Below are 14,704 nucleotides of genomic sequence, written 5' to 3' on the forward strand. Positions count from 1 at the left end.
ACCTATCCTCCCCAGAGGACAAATTTTATTTTTTGATAGGGGGGCTTCCGAAATAACTAGGAAAAACTTTTTTGGGTTTATCTTCATTTTCTTCGATTGTATGACAAACTGGACAAAGTAATCTTAGGTTATTCTCTTCTAATTTAAGAGTTGGATCTTCTTTGATTGGTATTACGTGATGAACATGAGCACGCCTACCAAAGACGAACCTTCCACATCGTTGACAGCATCCATTCTCTCTTTCATATACCTTTGACCTAACATACTTCCATGCATCAGTACGATAGAATGGTTTGTTCTCATGATGATAGATGTTCTTCTTATCTTTCTTCTTCCTTGGTTTGTTACGCTTATGTTCTTCACAGTAACGTCCTTTGCTTATCTTGTTATGGCAACCATTGAAGTCACAGTATTTCATGATAGTAATTCAATGATGTCTTCTTTCTTTTTAATATCAGAAGGAATGTTAATGCCTAGCTCATCAGCATACTCACGTAACTGTTTCACTGTCATATCATTAAATGGTACTGTCACTACTGTAGTATCTGGTTTACTTGATAAGTCCATGCCCAAGATCATACTCTCTGGATTAACAGTTACTTCGAATCCTGGTTCTTCACCTGTAGGAACAAATAGACTTCTCTTTTCTTTGTTATCCCAATACTCTGTACCAGATATTGTTTTTCTAATTTCAGTAATCATTTAATCAACACCATCCTTATTTAACTTTGTATAAACTCCTCTGAATAGTTGACTTATAGATAAGTAATCCAAATACTTTATATTTAATTACCACATATACACCATTACACTTTGTTTCCTTTTGAATCATTTAAGTTCACTCTCCTTATAATGATTCATCCATGTAGCAATCTTCATTGTTAATAAAGCAGGCCAGAATATTGCTAAAAGAAAAACCAAAAATAAAGATGACATTAGAATTATATGTCCATGCTCTTTATCCTTTTTGATTGCTTTCCTTACGGCTGAATAAATATCTAACGATGCATAAACCATACCTACTATTAGATAAGCTAATAACCAAAGCATTTTCATACATCACCTTTATAAGTATTTTCTTTCTTCCAATTCTCGAACTCCTCTTTAGCAAGACCCAATCCTTTATCTAACCATTGCAACTGTATCTTGTTTTGTTCCACAATCTCAGAGCTAGTTTTAATTGTTACTACAATCTGTTCTCTTCTAGCCTCTTGTTCTTTAATCCACGCATCCATTTGTTTTACATATATCTCATCTGGATTCATTTACTTAACACCATCCTTTTCAAATGCAACACGTTTGCGCTTATCTATACCTAGCTAACCTCAAGAACTCTCTCATACCATCTACAACTTCTTTATCGTTTTCAACAAGCTTACCTTTAACATAGATATCTCCATTGCTTTTTAGAGATACCATTTCTTGTTCACCAACTCTCAAGATGATACTGTCATGTGAAGTATCTCTTGCCAACTTATTCAAATCTCCATTATGCAACGTTAGAGTCATATCTACACCACCTATGTAAATTTTATATAAAAAAGCACTCCCTAAGGAATGCTTCTGGTAACTTTATTAACCTAGTATTTCTACAAACACTTCTTTTAAAAACTCATTGAACACATCTTCTGTGAAAATCACTCCACGTTTTGTGCAATACAATTCATTTTCTTTTAAAATGATGGCATCTAATCTAGTAGAACCCGATTCATCTTTCTTACTAACTTCAATTACATTTGTTTCTTTATTAAGATGTAATTCTAGTTTAACACCTTCGATTTCTACAAATTTCGTATCCATCACCCAGTCAGTATGAAAAGAACCTCTTTCTGTCGCATTTAACTCTACATGCATTTTATAGAAAACCGATTCAAACTCCTTAAATTTTTCTTTTAACATTTTTTCCTCAGTATCTTCACCAAAATATACCTTGAATTTTTGAATAGTTTGATCTAAATTACTCACCTATGCAACATCCCTTTCCATAATTATTTTTGGAATTATAATCCAATCTAATTATAGCATAAGCAGAACGTACATTCCTATAAAAACTATTAAAAAATATCACAATCTAGCGCATTATGGAAATTCCAAATATTGTTCGTAATCCCTTATACAGCAAGTATTCCAAGAGGGCACTTCGTGCTAAAAAACTTATACTTTCTTATCTTATAATAAAAGAGCAACCGTGCACCAGTTGCCCTTTCGTCAAAATCTTATGTTATTACTATAATTCATATTTGCAATAGTTTCGTTTCCCTAAAAGTACCTTCCCAAAAAGTAACCTTATAAATCATCCACAAACTTTATTATCTTTCTTACTTCGGCATGCTTACGTTTAATGTAATTCGGACTGTAATTTAAATCCCATGCTATTTGTTCTAATGTCATACCATATATGTATTTCTTCACAAGTATTTGATTATCTAGCCCTTTAAACTTATTAATCAATTCCATAAGGTCATACATGGCATTCATTTCATTTGCTAACTCATATTCAATTGCTTCAATACGTTCTTCTACCTTTGCACCTTCCGATTCAGCAGTTAAACGTACTTCTCGCAAATCACCACTGACCCAGCGTTTTAATTCAGCTTTTGCTTTATCTAAGTTGTAATCTAAGTATGCAATTCTTTCTTCTAATTTCTGATAGTCTTTCAGCCAGTCAAACAAATGATGATTCACCTACTTTCTATTAAAAACAACACATCTCATAAAATACGTTTATTTTCCTTTCTGGGACGTTTTAACACTTGTACATCCATTTGTATTCAGAAAGAAATAAAACTTCAAATCACTATGATTCTGACGGTCATTTTCATGTCGGAACATGTCGATTAGATTCAAACATCGCTTTTATTCCATATCATTAATTTTCAAAACAAAATGACTAGTATCTTGATAATCTAATTTCTCTTGATCCATTAACTCCACTTTTTTCTCAACCAACCTTTGGAAATCATCACTGTTTGCATCTTCCGGTATTTCAACTTCAACAAGAGCTTTATACGTTTTCGTTACTTCCACTTCTACTTGATACTTTTCCATCTTTATACCCCTCCATTTTTTAATAAAATTCTAATTGTATTAATTTCCTGAGCCGAAGCCCAGGATAAATTTTTATTCAGCAATCGTTTCTTCATCAACAATCTTCAATTGACCAGGAGCAACATCCGTTGTCCCATCAGGATTTACGTTATACTCAACACCTTCATGTTGTTCTTCGTAAAACTCATCAATCGACATTTGCGAAGGCTCTAGAGTAATAGAAACATTTTCACCAGCGAATGGATAAAGTTTATTAATTTTATCTTTCGTATCGCCTTTTACATTGAATTTAAGAACTGTTTTCTTGCTATCACGTTGAATAGAAACAAATTCAGCACCAATTGCTTCAACATCACTTTTCTCCACAGTTAGATGAACAATAGTACCTGGCATTTTTAATAATTCATCAGCATGTGGAAGTTCATCACTTAATACATGGAACATTAAAACTTCCTTTTTATCATCCTTTTGCATTTTCTTAAATAATACGTTCAATTGAATTTTAGTCATGGTTTATTTCTCCTTTAATTGTTTTAGGTTTCATCAGATAACGCCCTTCTTCAAATACTCACGAGCCATATATAAGAAATGATGATATATGTAATTACCGGTTGTAGCTGGCTCAATAAATACCGTTGAAAATCCATATCGTACTTCAAATGTTTTTAAACTACCAAGTAACGCTTCTGGTTTGTATTGACTTATATACTCACCTTTTAATATTTTTTGATAGCCTTTTAAATCTTCCACAAGAAGAACAAATGGATGTTTAGCAGCACGAATCAATTCATTTTCAAATCTCGTACGATCTTTAATTGATTGAACCAATTCATCTACGCCATTTTTACGTTCTACCCCAGCACTTAAATAAATATCTCGTGTAATGCCCATTTCAGGATTTTTAGGAATTACCGCTGAATAATCGGCTGTATCAATTTTTCTAAGTCTGAATTTAACATCCTTTTTACGGAAATAATCAAGTACATGTTGGTTTTTCTGTTCCCTTGTATCCACCATGATTTCTAATGTATCCAGGATTTCCTTTAACTCTTTTTCTGAGTATCGATAATGTATAGCACTCATATTTATCGCTCCAATAACTCTGGATTTTCGTAAATATTTCCGATGACTTCAATCTCTGTTGCTTCGTTAAATATCGACCATCCGTTACTTCCGTCTGTTTTTTCAAACAGAAAGGCACATTCTATAAACTTAACTATTCCTATTTCGTCAATGTCGCATCCTGGCGTAACGCTATACATATGAACAATATCCCCTTCATAAATCTCCTTACCGTTTTTGTCTTTTAATCCTGTATATTGCTGCGGATCTAAACACACCAACCAATTATCATCTTCATTATTTAATATCCACCAATTGATGCCATCTTTTGATATACATTCGCTATAAACCCAATCCGTTCCATCCCAAGCACGGAATTTTATCTCTCTCATTTTCATGCCCCTTTCTTAAAATAAGCCATCGCACGATTATATAAATTCAATGAAAGCTCGTCCGTTAATTTATTTTCATAGTTGGCCACAGATTCTTTTACATATAACCAACCATTAAGTGAGAAGTTTAATGTTAATTCCATAACTAACCTTGCTGCAGCTTCATCATGATTGAACCAATCATTTATTTTGGGATTCATGTCTTGCTCAACACCAATAAAAAAATTAATAATTTTATCTATCGTTTGTTTTACCGCATGATCTTGATCGGAATAATTACCTTGCAAATATTTAATAATCCGTAGCTTGTATTCTTTAATAACTGATTCAATTTCAGGAGCAACCTTTTCATGGTTCTCAATGTACAAATCATTTCCATCAAGAACGAGCTTCGCTCCCATCGATTGAATATCAGCACATATTTGTTTTGGATGCATTCAATCACCTATTTCAAAGTTAGTCCAAAAATATAAAGTTTATTATTATTTGATTTCTTTAATACAAGACCCATATTTTTTAGGTTTTTATAAAAAGTTCTTGTACCAATGAACGAAACTTTAGTTAAACCAAATGCTTTCATACAAGCTTTATAAAATAATTGGGCTTCAATTTTTTTATCGATAGCAACAATACATCTTTGTTGAATAAATTCATCTAGATTTTGCGGTCGATTCACTTTTTCAAGATGTTCCATATCACAATCCCCTTAAAAGGAGTTACTGAAGTTATTGAATGAAAATTTTCGATAACTCACCAAAAACCAGGCATATCAATGGTTTAAAGCATATTGAGTTATCAAAGTTACTAAAGTTATCCATTTTTCTATTAAAGGCTATATATTATATATATTTTTTTATTTATTTATTTTCTTAAGAGCCGATATAGGAAACTCAGTAACTTCAATAACTATTCATCTATAAACATTGTTATATCAACGTTTATAAGAGTTATCGAAAAAAGCAGTTCAGTAACTTTAGTAACTATTATCTAAACTTTTTTCCTATTGATTGCAGTTACATTGTGTTTTTCTTCTTTATCTCCAGTTGAGAATAGATTTGCTCCCGCAAATTGATTTAATGTAATTCCAGTAATAAATGTTTTATTACCTGTACCCTTTTCTTTCTTAAATCCACGAATCTCTAATTGACGATAAAAGGCACGATTCTTTAAATCCATTTCATTATTTTGATAGCACCACTTGGTATAACTTTCATAAAGTGATTTCGCTTCAATTTGCGCCGTAGAATGAACCGTACAATTTTCATCAATAAATGGTCCTAATATATCCATGTCTTCACGATATTCGGCTGTCGCTGCCTTCACGGCTTCAGGAGCACGCAATCCTTCGGTCTGCCACTTCATGCAACCTTCAACAGCCCACCGTAAAACTCCAGGCATCTCTTTTGCTAATTTATCAGGTAGATCATAATCAATCTTGTCTTTTGGGATTGTTACGGTAAATGGAATAAGCATAATCCTTCTCCATATACCTTCATCCGAACCTTTTACAATCGGCTTATGGTTGGTAGTGAAGAATACTTTAAATTCAGGTGTAAACTCGAAATATTCCTGGCGTAAGAAACGAGCTGACATCTTTTCTCCACCGGTGATTTGTTTAACCAGAGCTTCAGATAATTGTTGCCCCTCTTCACTCTCAACGGCCGATACAAAACGAGCTCCATCTAATCTGGCCACATCGTTATTGATTCCTGAATCATTTCTCTTTTTCAAGAACGTGTCACTGTTTGTCTGTCTTCCATAATCACCGAGTAGATCCTGGATGATATTAATAAAAGTAGATTTACCATTACGGCCATTACCGAATAAGAAAAACATTACTTGCTCTTTGGTTACACCGGTTAATGAATAACCAATTGCTTTCTGCAGGTAATTTATTAATTCATAATCCGCTTCACCTGCAGGTGTTTTAAAAATACTCTCCAAGAAAGCTTTCCAGTTTGGACACTCAGCATTTCTGTCATACTTGATTGGAGAAATCTTTGTTAATAACAAGTCACGGTCATGCGGTAATAATTCACCTGTTTTTAAATCGATAACTCCGTTATCACAGTTAAATAAAAAGTTATGAGAATCTAATTCTTTCTTTTTCACTGATACCATAGGTCTCACATCCAATATGCTATTTATTCTAATTGACCGTCTTTCACATTTCTTTGCCCAATCATGTAATAACTTTGATTGATATTTATCTTCTGTAGCCTTCGCTTCTCCATATATGGCCCTAAGTGTTTTAGCCGTGATAGCTTCAATCTGTCTCTTACTATCCTCATGCCAATGTTTACCGTTCCATATAAGCCATTCCAATTCATTACAATAACGAACATTCTCGCCATGATAATATGCAATACGTTCTGCATTTCCTAGCTCAGTTAAATGAAACTTTGGTGCTTCATCAATAATTTCCTCAGTATCTTCAATTGAGTTATCGGATATATAAACTTCATATTTTTTCTCTTCGGGCGGTTCATAATCAGCTATTGTGGAAGGAGTTGAAAGAATTGCTGTATCAATTGTCATTTGGCCATATGTGCGGCCATCACTTGAATGTGGTTTATCCCACTTCTCACGAAGTAAGGAAGACTCTCTAAACATCGAATCCATCTTTGCAGCATCTTTATCCGTCCAAAATGCTAAATGGTTGCATAAAGCCATATCAGTTGAAGAATGATCTCCGTTAATCAACATACCCTGGAATAAATCTTTAATGGCTGCACCGCTTTTACTATCAAACATTCGCTCCCATAATTCTGCATTCGATAAACTAGTAATATCTTCTCGTTCGAATGAAGTAGTGCTTTGTTTCTTTTCTGGCTTTGGCTTTTCTTTCAAATACTTCTCAAATAAAACTTTTAATTCTTCTGTTCTATCTTCCACAGGAACTTGATCCAAGCAATCACCGGTGAAAGTAAAATAGCGTCCATGTCTGTACACTTCTAATCCGATATCAACATTTTTCCGTCCTGTACCTGGTCCTTTTAATGGTAGCTTACCTTTTACAATAATGTGGATGCCATCACCACTTGGTGAATATTCCGTGTAACTATTTACGATTTCAATAACATCCTCAGCTAAACTTGTAAGAGCACCTTCCTGAATACAATGGTCAATATCTATTCCAATGAATGGATCATCCTTTGAAAACATGAATCCAATTCCGTCATAATCTCCTTGTTCAAAGAATTTTATGATCGTTGGGAACGTTGACCAGCTCCGTTTATTATTCGATTGAGCCATTTCCCCATTGATTTGATAAGGAACTTTTGTTTTCTTACCATTTCTTACTTCTGACCGCCATAAGATCCAATGAGGAGTATTTTTAAGCTCTGCCGGTATTTGATTAAATTTATATCTCATTTGATTTTCTCCCTTTGGAAAAGGGAGCCGTTAGTAGCTCCCTCCTATTTGAATCTTGTTAATTAACTTTTAGAACGGAACATCCTCATCCGAAACTGTAAATCCAGTACTTGGAGCCGATGCTTCTGATTCTTTAAATCCATTTACTTGTGGATATTTTTTACCGTTATATTCACGCTCACCTACTACTACACGAAGGTGTTTATTTAAAAGTGTATCTGCCCATTCTTTATAAGAAGCAAACTTCATTCCTGTTGGAAAAGCTGCCGCTTTAGAAATCGCTTGTAATCTCCACATTGATTTTTTAGTTACAACAAAATTATCAAATAAGAGCTTCTGTCCTTGGAATGCCTGGTCTACATCACTACGAATTTCATAATCCACAACAATCATGTTGTTTCCAGATTCAGCGTTTTTTAATTCATAATTAACAACTATTACCTCATATTCTCCTGGCTTAACTTGTTCAAATCCTTTAGCTTGTTCATGATCTACTGTAAACATTATTTTTCCTCCTTGTTGTTAAAAACTTGTACTCTATCTAAAGCAGCATTTAAATATTTAAGATTGAAATCTTGAAGTTTTTGTTTTGTTTTAAACTCAATTTCATCTAGCATCTTCGCTGCTTCATCACTGGATTCAACAATTTCTATAATTTTTGCAATAAGAGCATTTCTTTCATTCTCTTGCTCCGCTCTTACATCCACACCAAGTTCTAACCATTTATAAATGATTGCACCATGCTCTGGCTTAATTAATTCACCATTTTCATTTATTAAATTAGAATTATCTTTAGTTGGGGTAGCTGTATGATTTTGCTCCATACGTAGAACAATCATGAATTCGTACTCCAAATCATCTTTCTGAATTGGTTTTAATCCTAACTTACGAATTTGAAGCTTATCATTATCATCACGCTCAGCTTGATATTCTTGTTTAGTACGTAACGTAGCGATAATATGAACATCATTTTCTGTAAGTGATTTAATGAACTCTTTAATAACCGGCTTCATTGTTTTCCAATCTTGAAAACGCCCACCTAAATCTTGCTGCTGGTCCAAGATACCTCCGATACCTTCCCAAGCATGTGAAAGACTATCTGCAATAACAACCTCACAACCACTTTTCTTTAATAATTCAATCGCTTGTTGGTATCGCACTGTAGAATATGGTGCATCAAGTTCTACATATTTAAAGCTACCAATCTTGTAACCTTTAATTGTATTGTTCGCATAAAGAAGTGAGCGTTTGTGCTCCGTATCAATAACACCAATCTTCTTCCACAATACTTCTTCTGGTAAATCAGGATAAGCTTCTTTCATCATTCCATATGCCAGGATTAAAGAAGTTAATGTTTTACCTCCGCCACTTGCACCGAATAATGCTATACAAGCTTTCAGTTTTTCACGTTGTGCATCGGTTACTTGCAACATATTTATACCTCCACACTATAAGAGATAGATTCAGGTTTAACCGTAATCCCTGGAACAATTTGTCCATTTTCATCCACAACGACTTTTTCTTCACCGATTTCTACAATCTTTAATTTCTTCTTAAAATCAGCCCATTTGACTTCTGTTTTTAAGCAATCATCAAGCTCGTTTTCAATGGCATATTGAAGTACCTGGGCTTTATCTTTTTGCTCCGGCGCTTCACTACTCTTACGAGTTTTTGATTTACCATAAGGCGTACTAATTGTTTTCTGTTTTGGATCCATTTCAAGCTGTTCCATATGATAACGTCGGATATGAGTTTCAAAGAATGAAATATCATTGTGGATGGGTTTCAATTCACTTTGCTCCCATTGTGTAATGCGATCACGTTCAACATTTGCTAGTGTCGTAATTTCTTTTTCTTTTGCTTTAAGTGCTGAAATTTTACGAAATGCCCAATTCAAACCGTTAATATCCGTAATCTCAAATTGTTGCTCTGCATCTTGCAATTGGTCTACTTCTAATAATTCATTTTGTTGTAATGCATTCATCGATATTACCTCCAAGTTTAGTTTTTAATTTTTCTAAAGTATAAAGAGAGAAATAAATCACATGGTCACTAATAAACGAAACTTCATAAGGATAATCCTTTGATTCACGTTTTAGTATTAATGGTTTAACCTTTGATTCATCCAACAATGATTCCAATACTTCATTACTGAGATGAACCTCTTTTCCACGAACACTGATAATGCCATGTTCATTTCGTGCTTCACGAATAGCTTGTACAGCTTTAGCAACTTCTTTAATACTCATTAATATGTAACCTCCTAATCTATAAGTTTGGAATTATACGAGTCGCACCAGTAGTTCGATGAACCAAATGCATTTCTCCATTTACTTTCTTATAAATCAACCAATCCTGTGGGTTTAAATCATGTGATTGAATATGAATTTTTTCACGTTTATTTGGCTTCTTACCGTTCTTCACGCTTGTCCCTCCTTTACACAAAATCAATTCATGCTATAATAACTGTGAATATTTTTACTTAAATCACCTGTTGGCGCAGGTGGTTTTTTAATGTCCTTTTACCCCTGAAAAATGATGTTTGCTTCATCGGTTTATAATCAGGATTAATTTTTAGAAATGCTTTGTTTTTCTTTCCATTCACTGTGGATTGTCCCATCTCAAATTTCATTGCAATTTCTGCTGTGGTATACCCCTCACCGATGTGCAGAATGATTGACTTTTCTTTTTCTTCCAGCACACTCGTTACTTCTTCAAACTCAATGGATGATATTACTTCTTCTTCCACATCAATTGGAGACACTGCGTAGAATTCGTTTACTGTTTCCTCATCTCGATGTAAATCAATCGAATGAAAATTAATTTGGTTCCTTTCCTCATGACTAACTTTTCTACTTATCTTAAAAGGCATTCCTTTCATGTGAATTTCATCGCTCATTGCCCATTTCATACCTTTCATGACATATGCGTTGAATGTTTTCACTCTCTCTGCATCATATTTCACGCAGCACTGCCATAAATGCATACGACCTACTTGAATTAAATCGTCCAACTCCATATTGTTCATTTCTGCAATTTGTGTAGCTCTTGCCATACTTCCAAACCTTTGTTTAATCGCCGCTATTACTAAATGTTGTTTCTCTTCAAACAACTCTTCAGGTGTCATTTTCTTTTACCATCCTTTCTTTAATTATTGAGCTTGATAGCATTCAACTTCGTATTCTTCCGTCAAATATTGTTTTAAATTCTGTTCAAGTACAACATCACAATCAAACACAAAGTAAGTTTCATCTTTCATAATTTCATTACCATAAAAATCTTCAATTGGATGATCAGGTTCCTTAATCTTTTCTTCTTCAGGAATGTCTTCCACAAATATTGCATCGATATTACTTAATCCGATGTGGAAGGGTAATTTCTCATTAGCACCTGTATACTCGATTTTTGTTAAAGCTCCAAATCCATTTTTAAATGTTGCAAATTCCTCAACTGTAAAACTTGCTGTTGCACCAGATTTAAAAATTACTGTTACTTCCTTCAATTAACTCACCTCCCTTCGATTTGAAACCTTACGGTTCATTTCGTATAACTTACGTTTCGCTTCTGATTCCATAGCTTCTAATAGTAGAGGGTTATTTCTTGCTTCTGCGCATTTTTTAACAACTTCATGCCCTTTCATAATTCGTGTTGCTAGTAGTACTCCATTCATGCTTTTCACTCTCCTTTAATTTGTAGAACCAATATTTATCGTCAAATTTCGCAAATATATTAAAAAAATTATTCATTCTCATTTTGCTTTTTTCGTTGTTCCACTTTTCTTTGAATAATTAACTCCCGTGCAGCTGGTATTAACGGTGTTAGAAATATCTTCCACTGTTCCTTTGTAAGGATTACTTTCACCACATACCCATTTTCATCACGAATGATTTGCCCCCCACTCATCCTCAATCACCTCAATGCATTTATATGTTCGTGGGACAATAGGACTACCCATTTAAAGCAAAATTTTATGAAACAATTTTCTTTAAATTATTCGCTCTTTCTTGTACACGTTTCTTCACTTGTACGAATTTTTCGTACTTAGAACCAAAAAATATATCCTCATACGGAACATCGAACAAATACATATACTTTTTAATTAATTCATCTGGTATGTTTGTTGAATCTTGTTCGTATAACCATAGCGTTTTTGGGGATACTTCTAATATATCCGCAAGCTCTGCTTGATTGAACCCTGCGCTTTCCCTAAGTTCATTCAATGTTCTCTTCAAATAATCCATTTCGTTTCCCCCTTCCTTCGAGATTTATTGTATTACTAAATTTATGTAATTTCAATACAAAAATACGAAAAAACCATACAAATATAACACTTTACGAATAATTCGTAATATGTTATATTAAAAAGCGTAGTCAGAATAGGAGGTGACGGTATGACTGATATACAAAAACAAACCATAGTAAGAAACATAAAGAAATTTTTAAAAAAAAATAATATGACTCAATCTGATTTAGCTAGTCAAATAGGAATTGCAAGAAGTACCTTAAGTGATTATATGAATTATAGAGCCAAACCAAGTTCAGGGGTTTTAGAAAAAATGGCCGCTGTATTTGGAGTAACAAAATCTGACATTGATACAACTTATAAGAATACAAAAGTTGAAATTGTGGATGGGGAACTTCAATTAGTTCAAGAAAAACCCATTGAGTGTGAACTAAAAAAAGACATTCCTATTATTGGTAAAATAGCAGCTGGTGTTCCATTGGAAGCTATAGAAGATGTAGTTGATAGAATTGCACCACCATATAAAACTCACAGTATTGATGAATTATTCGGACTGGTTGTTAACGGTGAATCCATGAATAAAATTGTTCCTAATGGACATTATGCCATACTGAAAAAACAGTGTGATGTACAAAACGGAGAAATAGCAGCTGTAATTGTAAATGGACATTACGCAACTTTAAAAAAGGTGTATAAATTTACAGATTTAATAATTTTAGAACCTTGTTCACATGACAAAAGTTTTAAGGACCAACAATACTCACAAAATAACTGCGAGGATATAAGGATTATAGGGAAATTTTTATACAGTGTGAGTCCGATCATTCAATAATTAGGCGGTGAAACAGTGTATGTAGTCGGCAAATGCCGACTGAATGAAATTTTAAAAGAGAAGAAATTAACACAAGTAGATTTAGCATTAAAGTTAGATATGAAAAAACAACAAGTTCATTCTTATGCAAATAATGATAGAATCATGTCTTATCAAACCGCTAAGAATATCGCTTCTCAACTTAACGTAAATATGGAAGATTTATATGATTTCATTCAGTTGGATGAACAGTGAGAATTTCTCACTGGGCCAAAAAGTCAATCAAATGATTGACTCATACATTTGTCTAATTAGTTTTGATAAAGCATATGATATAGAAATTTAGTTAAGAAAGGAGCATGCGCAAATGAAGTGTGTAATTTATAGACGCGTATCTACTGATATGCAAGTTGAAGAAGGTATTTCATTAGATATGCAGAAATTACGTCTGGAGCAATATGCTAAATCACAAGGATGGGTAGTTGTAAATGATTACTGCGATGAAGGATATAGTGCGAAAAATACAGAACGACCTGCTTTTCAAAAAATGATAAAAGATATGAAGAAAAAACAATTTGATATTATTCTTGTTTATAGATTAGATCGATTCACTCGTTCAGTATCAGACTTACATTCCATTCTAAAAATAATGGATGAATATAATGTTAAATTTAAGAGTAGCACAGAGATATTTGATACAACAACCGCTACCGGAAGAATGTTTATTACCTTAGTTGCTACACTTGCGCAATGGGAACGAGAGACAACAGCAGAACGTGTGAGAGATTCCATGCACAAAAAGGCTGAATTAGGTCTGAGAAACGGAGCTAAATCACCCATGGGATATGACCTAAACAAAGGAAACTTATATATCAATCATACTGAGGCTGAAATTGTAAAATACATATTCGAGATGTTTAAAACAAAAGGTATAATAAGCATCGTAAAATCTTTAAACAGTCGTGGCGTTAAGACTAAGAGAGGGAAAATATTCAATTATGATGCTGTACGCTATATTATAAATAATCCGATTTATATTGGAAAAATTCGCTGGGGAGACGACATTCTAACAGACATTGCTCAAAAGGATTTCGAAACTTTTATCGATAAAGATACTTGGTATACTGTACAACAAGTACAAGATAGTAGAAAGAGAGGCAAGGTTAGATTGCATAATTTTTTCGTATTCTCTAATGTTTTAAAGTGCGCCAGATGCGGAAAGCATTTTTTGGGAAATAAACAAGTAAGAAGCCATAATAGAATTGTAATGAGCTATAGATGTAGCTCAAGACATCATAAAGGAACCTGCGATATGCCTCAAGTTCCAGAGGATGTAATCGAAAAAGAATTTCTAAACCTCTTGGAAGACGCCATCGTTGATCTTGATGATACTGAAGAGAAACCAATAGAGTTAAGTAATTTACAAGAACAATATAATAGAATCCAAGATAAGAAAGCACGTTTAAAATATCTGTTCATAGAAGGAGATATTCCTAAGAACGAATATAAAAAGGATATGTTAACCCTAACCCAAGAAGAGAACATAATTCAAAAACAACTGGCTAATATAACTGATACAGCCTCTTCACTTGAAATAAAAGAACTTTTAAATCAGTTGAAAGATGAATGGTACAATTTAAACAACGAATCTAAGAAAGCAGCAGTAAATGCAATTGTATCTTCCATTACAGTCGAAGTCACAAAACCTGCTCGTGTAGGTAAGAACCCAATTGCACCAGTAATAAAGGTTACAGATTTCAAAATAAAATAATC

General features: G+C 33.5%; 27 protein-coding genes. 3 read left to right on the plus strand and 24 right to left on the minus strand.

What is annotated here, in order from left to right; translation table 11 throughout:
• Window positions 1–25 precede the first annotated feature (25 nt).
• The 24 genes from QCI79_RS06835 to QCI79_RS06950 all read right to left on the minus strand — a co-directional run bounded on the left by QCI79_RS06835 (window position 26) and on the right by QCI79_RS06950 (window position 12,118).
• Window positions 26–418 carry an HNH endonuclease gene (locus QCI79_RS06835; RefSeq protein WP_093998164.1) on the minus strand — a complete coding sequence of 131 codons (393 nt, stop codon included), beginning with the start codon at window positions 416–418 and terminating at the stop codon, window positions 26–28.
• Window positions 415–702, minus strand: a complete 288-nt coding sequence (locus QCI79_RS06840; protein WP_071699990.1) for a hypothetical protein — start codon at window positions 700–702, stop codon at window positions 415–417. The genes QCI79_RS06835 and QCI79_RS06840 overlap by 4 nt, the downstream gene beginning before the upstream one ends.
• Before the next feature lie 126 nt (window positions 703–828).
• A complete protein-coding gene (locus QCI79_RS06845) occupies window positions 829–1,050 on the minus strand; it encodes a hypothetical protein (RefSeq protein ID WP_071699989.1) in 222 nt (73 codons plus the stop codon).
• A gap of 2 nt (window positions 1,051–1,052) precedes the next feature.
• Window positions 1,053–1,265 carry a hypothetical protein gene (locus QCI79_RS06850; protein ID WP_087988200.1) on the minus strand — a complete coding sequence of 71 codons (213 nt, stop codon included), beginning with the start codon at window positions 1,263–1,265 and terminating at the stop codon, window positions 1,053–1,055.
• Window positions 1,266–1,305: 40 nt separating this feature from the next.
• Entirely contained in the window at window positions 1,306–1,509 is a 204-nt protein-coding gene (locus QCI79_RS06855) for a hypothetical protein (RefSeq protein ID WP_071699988.1), read from the minus strand.
• 66 nt (window positions 1,510–1,575) lie between these two features.
• Window positions 1,576–1,965, minus strand: coding sequence for a DUF3942 family protein (locus tag QCI79_RS06860; protein ID WP_071699987.1), 390 nt, complete (start codon window positions 1,963–1,965; stop codon window positions 1,576–1,578).
• Between the two features lie 321 nt (window positions 1,966–2,286).
• Window positions 2,287–2,673: a hypothetical protein gene (locus QCI79_RS06865; protein WP_000460743.1), complete on the minus strand. Its 387-nt coding sequence runs from the start codon at window positions 2,671–2,673 to the stop codon at window positions 2,287–2,289.
• Window positions 2,674–2,856: 183 nt separating this feature from the next.
• The gene (locus tag QCI79_RS06870) at window positions 2,857–3,048 is read right to left on the minus strand and encodes a hypothetical protein (RefSeq protein WP_071699986.1); all 192 of its coding nucleotides are present in this window, start codon (window positions 3,046–3,048) and stop codon (window positions 2,857–2,859) included.
• 72 nt (window positions 3,049–3,120) lie between these two features.
• Entirely contained in the window at window positions 3,121–3,558 is a 438-nt protein-coding gene (locus QCI79_RS06875) for a hypothetical protein (protein ID WP_000161625.1), read from the minus strand.
• A gap of 33 nt (window positions 3,559–3,591) precedes the next feature.
• Entirely contained in the window at window positions 3,592–4,131 is a 540-nt protein-coding gene (locus tag QCI79_RS06880; RefSeq protein ID WP_001273080.1) for an ERCC4 domain-containing protein, read from the minus strand.
• Between the two features lie 2 nt (window positions 4,132–4,133).
• The gene (locus QCI79_RS06885; RefSeq protein ID WP_006927178.1) at window positions 4,134–4,502 is read right to left on the minus strand and encodes a YopX family protein; all 369 of its coding nucleotides are present in this window, start codon (window positions 4,500–4,502) and stop codon (window positions 4,134–4,136) included.
• A gap of 2 nt (window positions 4,503–4,504) precedes the next feature.
• Entirely contained in the window at window positions 4,505–4,939 is a 435-nt protein-coding gene (locus QCI79_RS06890; protein WP_030028337.1) for a hypothetical protein, read from the minus strand.
• 8 nt (window positions 4,940–4,947) lie between these two features.
• Window positions 4,948–5,196: a hypothetical protein gene (locus QCI79_RS06895; protein WP_000400491.1), complete on the minus strand. Its 249-nt coding sequence runs from the start codon at window positions 5,194–5,196 to the stop codon at window positions 4,948–4,950.
• Window positions 5,197–5,489: 293 nt separating this feature from the next.
• Entirely contained in the window at window positions 5,490–7,877 is a 2,388-nt protein-coding gene (locus QCI79_RS06900; RefSeq protein ID WP_071699985.1) for a phage/plasmid primase, P4 family, read from the minus strand.
• Window positions 7,878–7,946: 69 nt separating this feature from the next.
• Entirely contained in the window at window positions 7,947–8,381 is a 435-nt protein-coding gene (locus QCI79_RS06905) for a DUF669 domain-containing protein (RefSeq protein WP_006927188.1), read from the minus strand.
• Window positions 8,381–9,310 (minus strand): AAA family ATPase, encoded by a 930-nt coding sequence (locus tag QCI79_RS06910; RefSeq protein WP_071699984.1) that lies wholly within the window; start codon window positions 9,308–9,310, stop codon window positions 8,381–8,383. Before QCI79_RS06910 ends, QCI79_RS06905 begins: the two co-directional genes overlap by 1 nt.
• 2 nt (window positions 9,311–9,312) lie before the next feature.
• Window positions 9,313–9,861 carry a host-nuclease inhibitor Gam family protein gene (locus tag QCI79_RS06915; RefSeq protein WP_071699983.1) on the minus strand — a complete coding sequence of 183 codons (549 nt, stop codon included), beginning with the start codon at window positions 9,859–9,861 and terminating at the stop codon, window positions 9,313–9,315.
• Window positions 9,839–10,126, minus strand: coding sequence for a hypothetical protein (locus QCI79_RS06920; RefSeq protein ID WP_000023094.1), 288 nt, complete (start codon window positions 10,124–10,126; stop codon window positions 9,839–9,841). Before QCI79_RS06920 ends, QCI79_RS06915 begins: the two co-directional genes overlap by 23 nt.
• A 19-nt stretch (window positions 10,127–10,145) precedes the next feature.
• On the minus strand, window positions 10,146–10,301 hold the full coding sequence (locus tag QCI79_RS06925) for a DUF6906 family protein (protein WP_170857917.1): 156 nt from the start codon (window positions 10,299–10,301) through the stop codon (window positions 10,146–10,148).
• Between the two features lie 58 nt (window positions 10,302–10,359).
• On the minus strand, window positions 10,360–11,004 hold the full coding sequence (locus tag QCI79_RS06930) for a sigma-70 family RNA polymerase sigma factor (protein ID WP_016097904.1): 645 nt from the start codon (window positions 11,002–11,004) through the stop codon (window positions 10,360–10,362).
• A 24-nt stretch (window positions 11,005–11,028) separates the two neighbouring features.
• A complete protein-coding gene (locus QCI79_RS06935; RefSeq protein WP_071699957.1) occupies window positions 11,029–11,379 on the minus strand; it encodes a YqaI family protein in 351 nt (116 codons plus the stop codon).
• On the minus strand, window positions 11,380–11,547 hold the full coding sequence (locus QCI79_RS06940) for a hypothetical protein (protein ID WP_001014678.1): 168 nt from the start codon (window positions 11,545–11,547) through the stop codon (window positions 11,380–11,382).
• Window positions 11,548–11,615: 68 nt separating this feature from the next.
• Window positions 11,616–11,780: a hypothetical protein gene (locus QCI79_RS06945; RefSeq protein ID WP_170857910.1), complete on the minus strand. Its 165-nt coding sequence runs from the start codon at window positions 11,778–11,780 to the stop codon at window positions 11,616–11,618.
• 65 nt (window positions 11,781–11,845) lie between these two features.
• A complete protein-coding gene (locus tag QCI79_RS06950; protein WP_016097902.1) occupies window positions 11,846–12,118 on the minus strand; it encodes a helix-turn-helix transcriptional regulator in 273 nt (90 codons plus the stop codon).
• Between the two features lie 150 nt (window positions 12,119–12,268).
• On the opposite strand from QCI79_RS06950, the gene QCI79_RS06955 reads away from it, so the two are divergent.
• From QCI79_RS06955 to QCI79_RS06965, 3 genes are all read left to right on the plus strand, one after another.
• On the plus strand, window positions 12,269–12,952 hold the full coding sequence (locus QCI79_RS06955; RefSeq protein WP_071699956.1) for a LexA family protein: 684 nt from the start codon (window positions 12,269–12,271) through the stop codon (window positions 12,950–12,952).
• A 15-nt stretch (window positions 12,953–12,967) separates the two neighbouring features.
• Window positions 12,968–13,186 carry a helix-turn-helix domain-containing protein gene (locus QCI79_RS06960; protein WP_000289676.1) on the plus strand — a complete coding sequence of 73 codons (219 nt, stop codon included), beginning with the start codon at window positions 12,968–12,970 and terminating at the stop codon, window positions 13,184–13,186.
• A 112-nt stretch (window positions 13,187–13,298) separates the two neighbouring features.
• Window positions 13,299–14,702 carry a recombinase family protein gene (locus QCI79_RS06965; RefSeq protein ID WP_016097900.1) on the plus strand — a complete coding sequence of 468 codons (1,404 nt, stop codon included), beginning with the start codon at window positions 13,299–13,301 and terminating at the stop codon, window positions 14,700–14,702.
• Window positions 14,703–14,704: the final 2 nt, after the last annotated feature.

Source organism: Bacillus cereus group sp. MG1 (genome assembly GCF_040460035.1).
GTDB lineage: Bacteria > Bacillota > Bacilli > Bacillales > Bacillaceae_G > Bacillus_A > Bacillus_A cereus.

Excerpts from the sequence above, each read along its gene's own strand:
- QCI79_RS06835 (WP_093998164.1), bottom strand. The coding sequence starts at position 418 with ATGAAATACTGTGACTTCAATGGTTGCCATAACAAGATAAGCAAAGGA.
- QCI79_RS06840 (WP_071699990.1), bottom strand. The coding sequence starts at position 702 with ATGATTACTGAAATTAGAAAAACAATATCTGGTACAGAGTATTGGGAT.
- QCI79_RS06845 (WP_071699989.1), bottom strand. The coding sequence starts at position 1,050 with ATGCTTTGGTTATTAGCTTATCTAATAGTAGGTATGGTTTATGCATCG.
- QCI79_RS06850 (WP_087988200.1), bottom strand. The coding sequence starts at position 1,265 with ATGAATCCAGATGAGATATATGTAAAACAAATGGATGCGTGGATTAAA.
- QCI79_RS06855 (WP_071699988.1), bottom strand. The coding sequence starts at position 1,509 with ATGACTCTAACGTTGCATAATGGAGATTTGAATAAGTTGGCAAGAGAT.
- QCI79_RS06870 (WP_071699986.1), bottom strand. The coding sequence starts at position 3,048 with ATGGAAAAGTATCAAGTAGAAGTGGAAGTAACGAAAACGTATAAAGCT.
- QCI79_RS06875 (WP_000161625.1), bottom strand. The coding sequence starts at position 3,558 with ATGACTAAAATTCAATTGAACGTATTATTTAAGAAAATGCAAAAGGAT.
- QCI79_RS06880 (WP_001273080.1), bottom strand. The coding sequence starts at position 4,131 with ATGAGTGCTATACATTATCGATACTCAGAAAAAGAGTTAAAGGAAATC.
- QCI79_RS06885 (WP_006927178.1), bottom strand. The coding sequence starts at position 4,502 with ATGAGAGAGATAAAATTCCGTGCTTGGGATGGAACGGATTGGGTTTAT.
- QCI79_RS06890 (WP_030028337.1), bottom strand. The coding sequence starts at position 4,939 with ATGCATCCAAAACAAATATGTGCTGATATTCAATCGATGGGAGCGAAG.
- QCI79_RS06895 (WP_000400491.1), bottom strand. The coding sequence starts at position 5,196 with ATGGAACATCTTGAAAAAGTGAATCGACCGCAAAATCTAGATGAATTT.
- QCI79_RS06900 (WP_071699985.1), bottom strand. The coding sequence starts at position 7,877 with ATGAGATATAAATTTAATCAAATACCGGCAGAGCTTAAAAATACTCCT.
- QCI79_RS06905 (WP_006927188.1), bottom strand. The coding sequence starts at position 8,381 with ATGTTTACAGTAGATCATGAACAAGCTAAAGGATTTGAACAAGTTAAG.
- QCI79_RS06910 (WP_071699984.1), bottom strand. The coding sequence starts at position 9,310 with ATGTTGCAAGTAACCGATGCACAACGTGAAAAACTGAAAGCTTGTATA.
- QCI79_RS06915 (WP_071699983.1), bottom strand. The coding sequence starts at position 9,861 with ATGAATGCATTACAACAAAATGAATTATTAGAAGTAGACCAATTGCAA.
- QCI79_RS06920 (WP_000023094.1), bottom strand. The coding sequence starts at position 10,126 with ATGAGTATTAAAGAAGTTGCTAAAGCTGTACAAGCTATTCGTGAAGCA.
- QCI79_RS06930 (WP_016097904.1), bottom strand. The coding sequence starts at position 11,004 with ATGACACCTGAAGAGTTGTTTGAAGAGAAACAACATTTAGTAATAGCG.
- QCI79_RS06940 (WP_001014678.1), bottom strand. The coding sequence starts at position 11,547 with ATGAATGGAGTACTACTAGCAACACGAATTATGAAAGGGCATGAAGTT.
- QCI79_RS06945 (WP_170857910.1), bottom strand. The coding sequence starts at position 11,780 with ATGAGTGGGGGGCAAATCATTCGTGATGAAAATGGGTATGTGGTGAAA.
- QCI79_RS06950 (WP_016097902.1), bottom strand. The coding sequence starts at position 12,118 with ATGGATTATTTGAAGAGAACATTGAATGAACTTAGGGAAAGCGCAGGG.
- QCI79_RS06955 (WP_071699956.1), top strand. The coding sequence starts at position 12,269 with ATGACTGATATACAAAAACAAACCATAGTAAGAAACATAAAGAAATTT.
- QCI79_RS06965 (WP_016097900.1), top strand. The coding sequence starts at position 13,299 with ATGAAGTGTGTAATTTATAGACGCGTATCTACTGATATGCAAGTTGAA.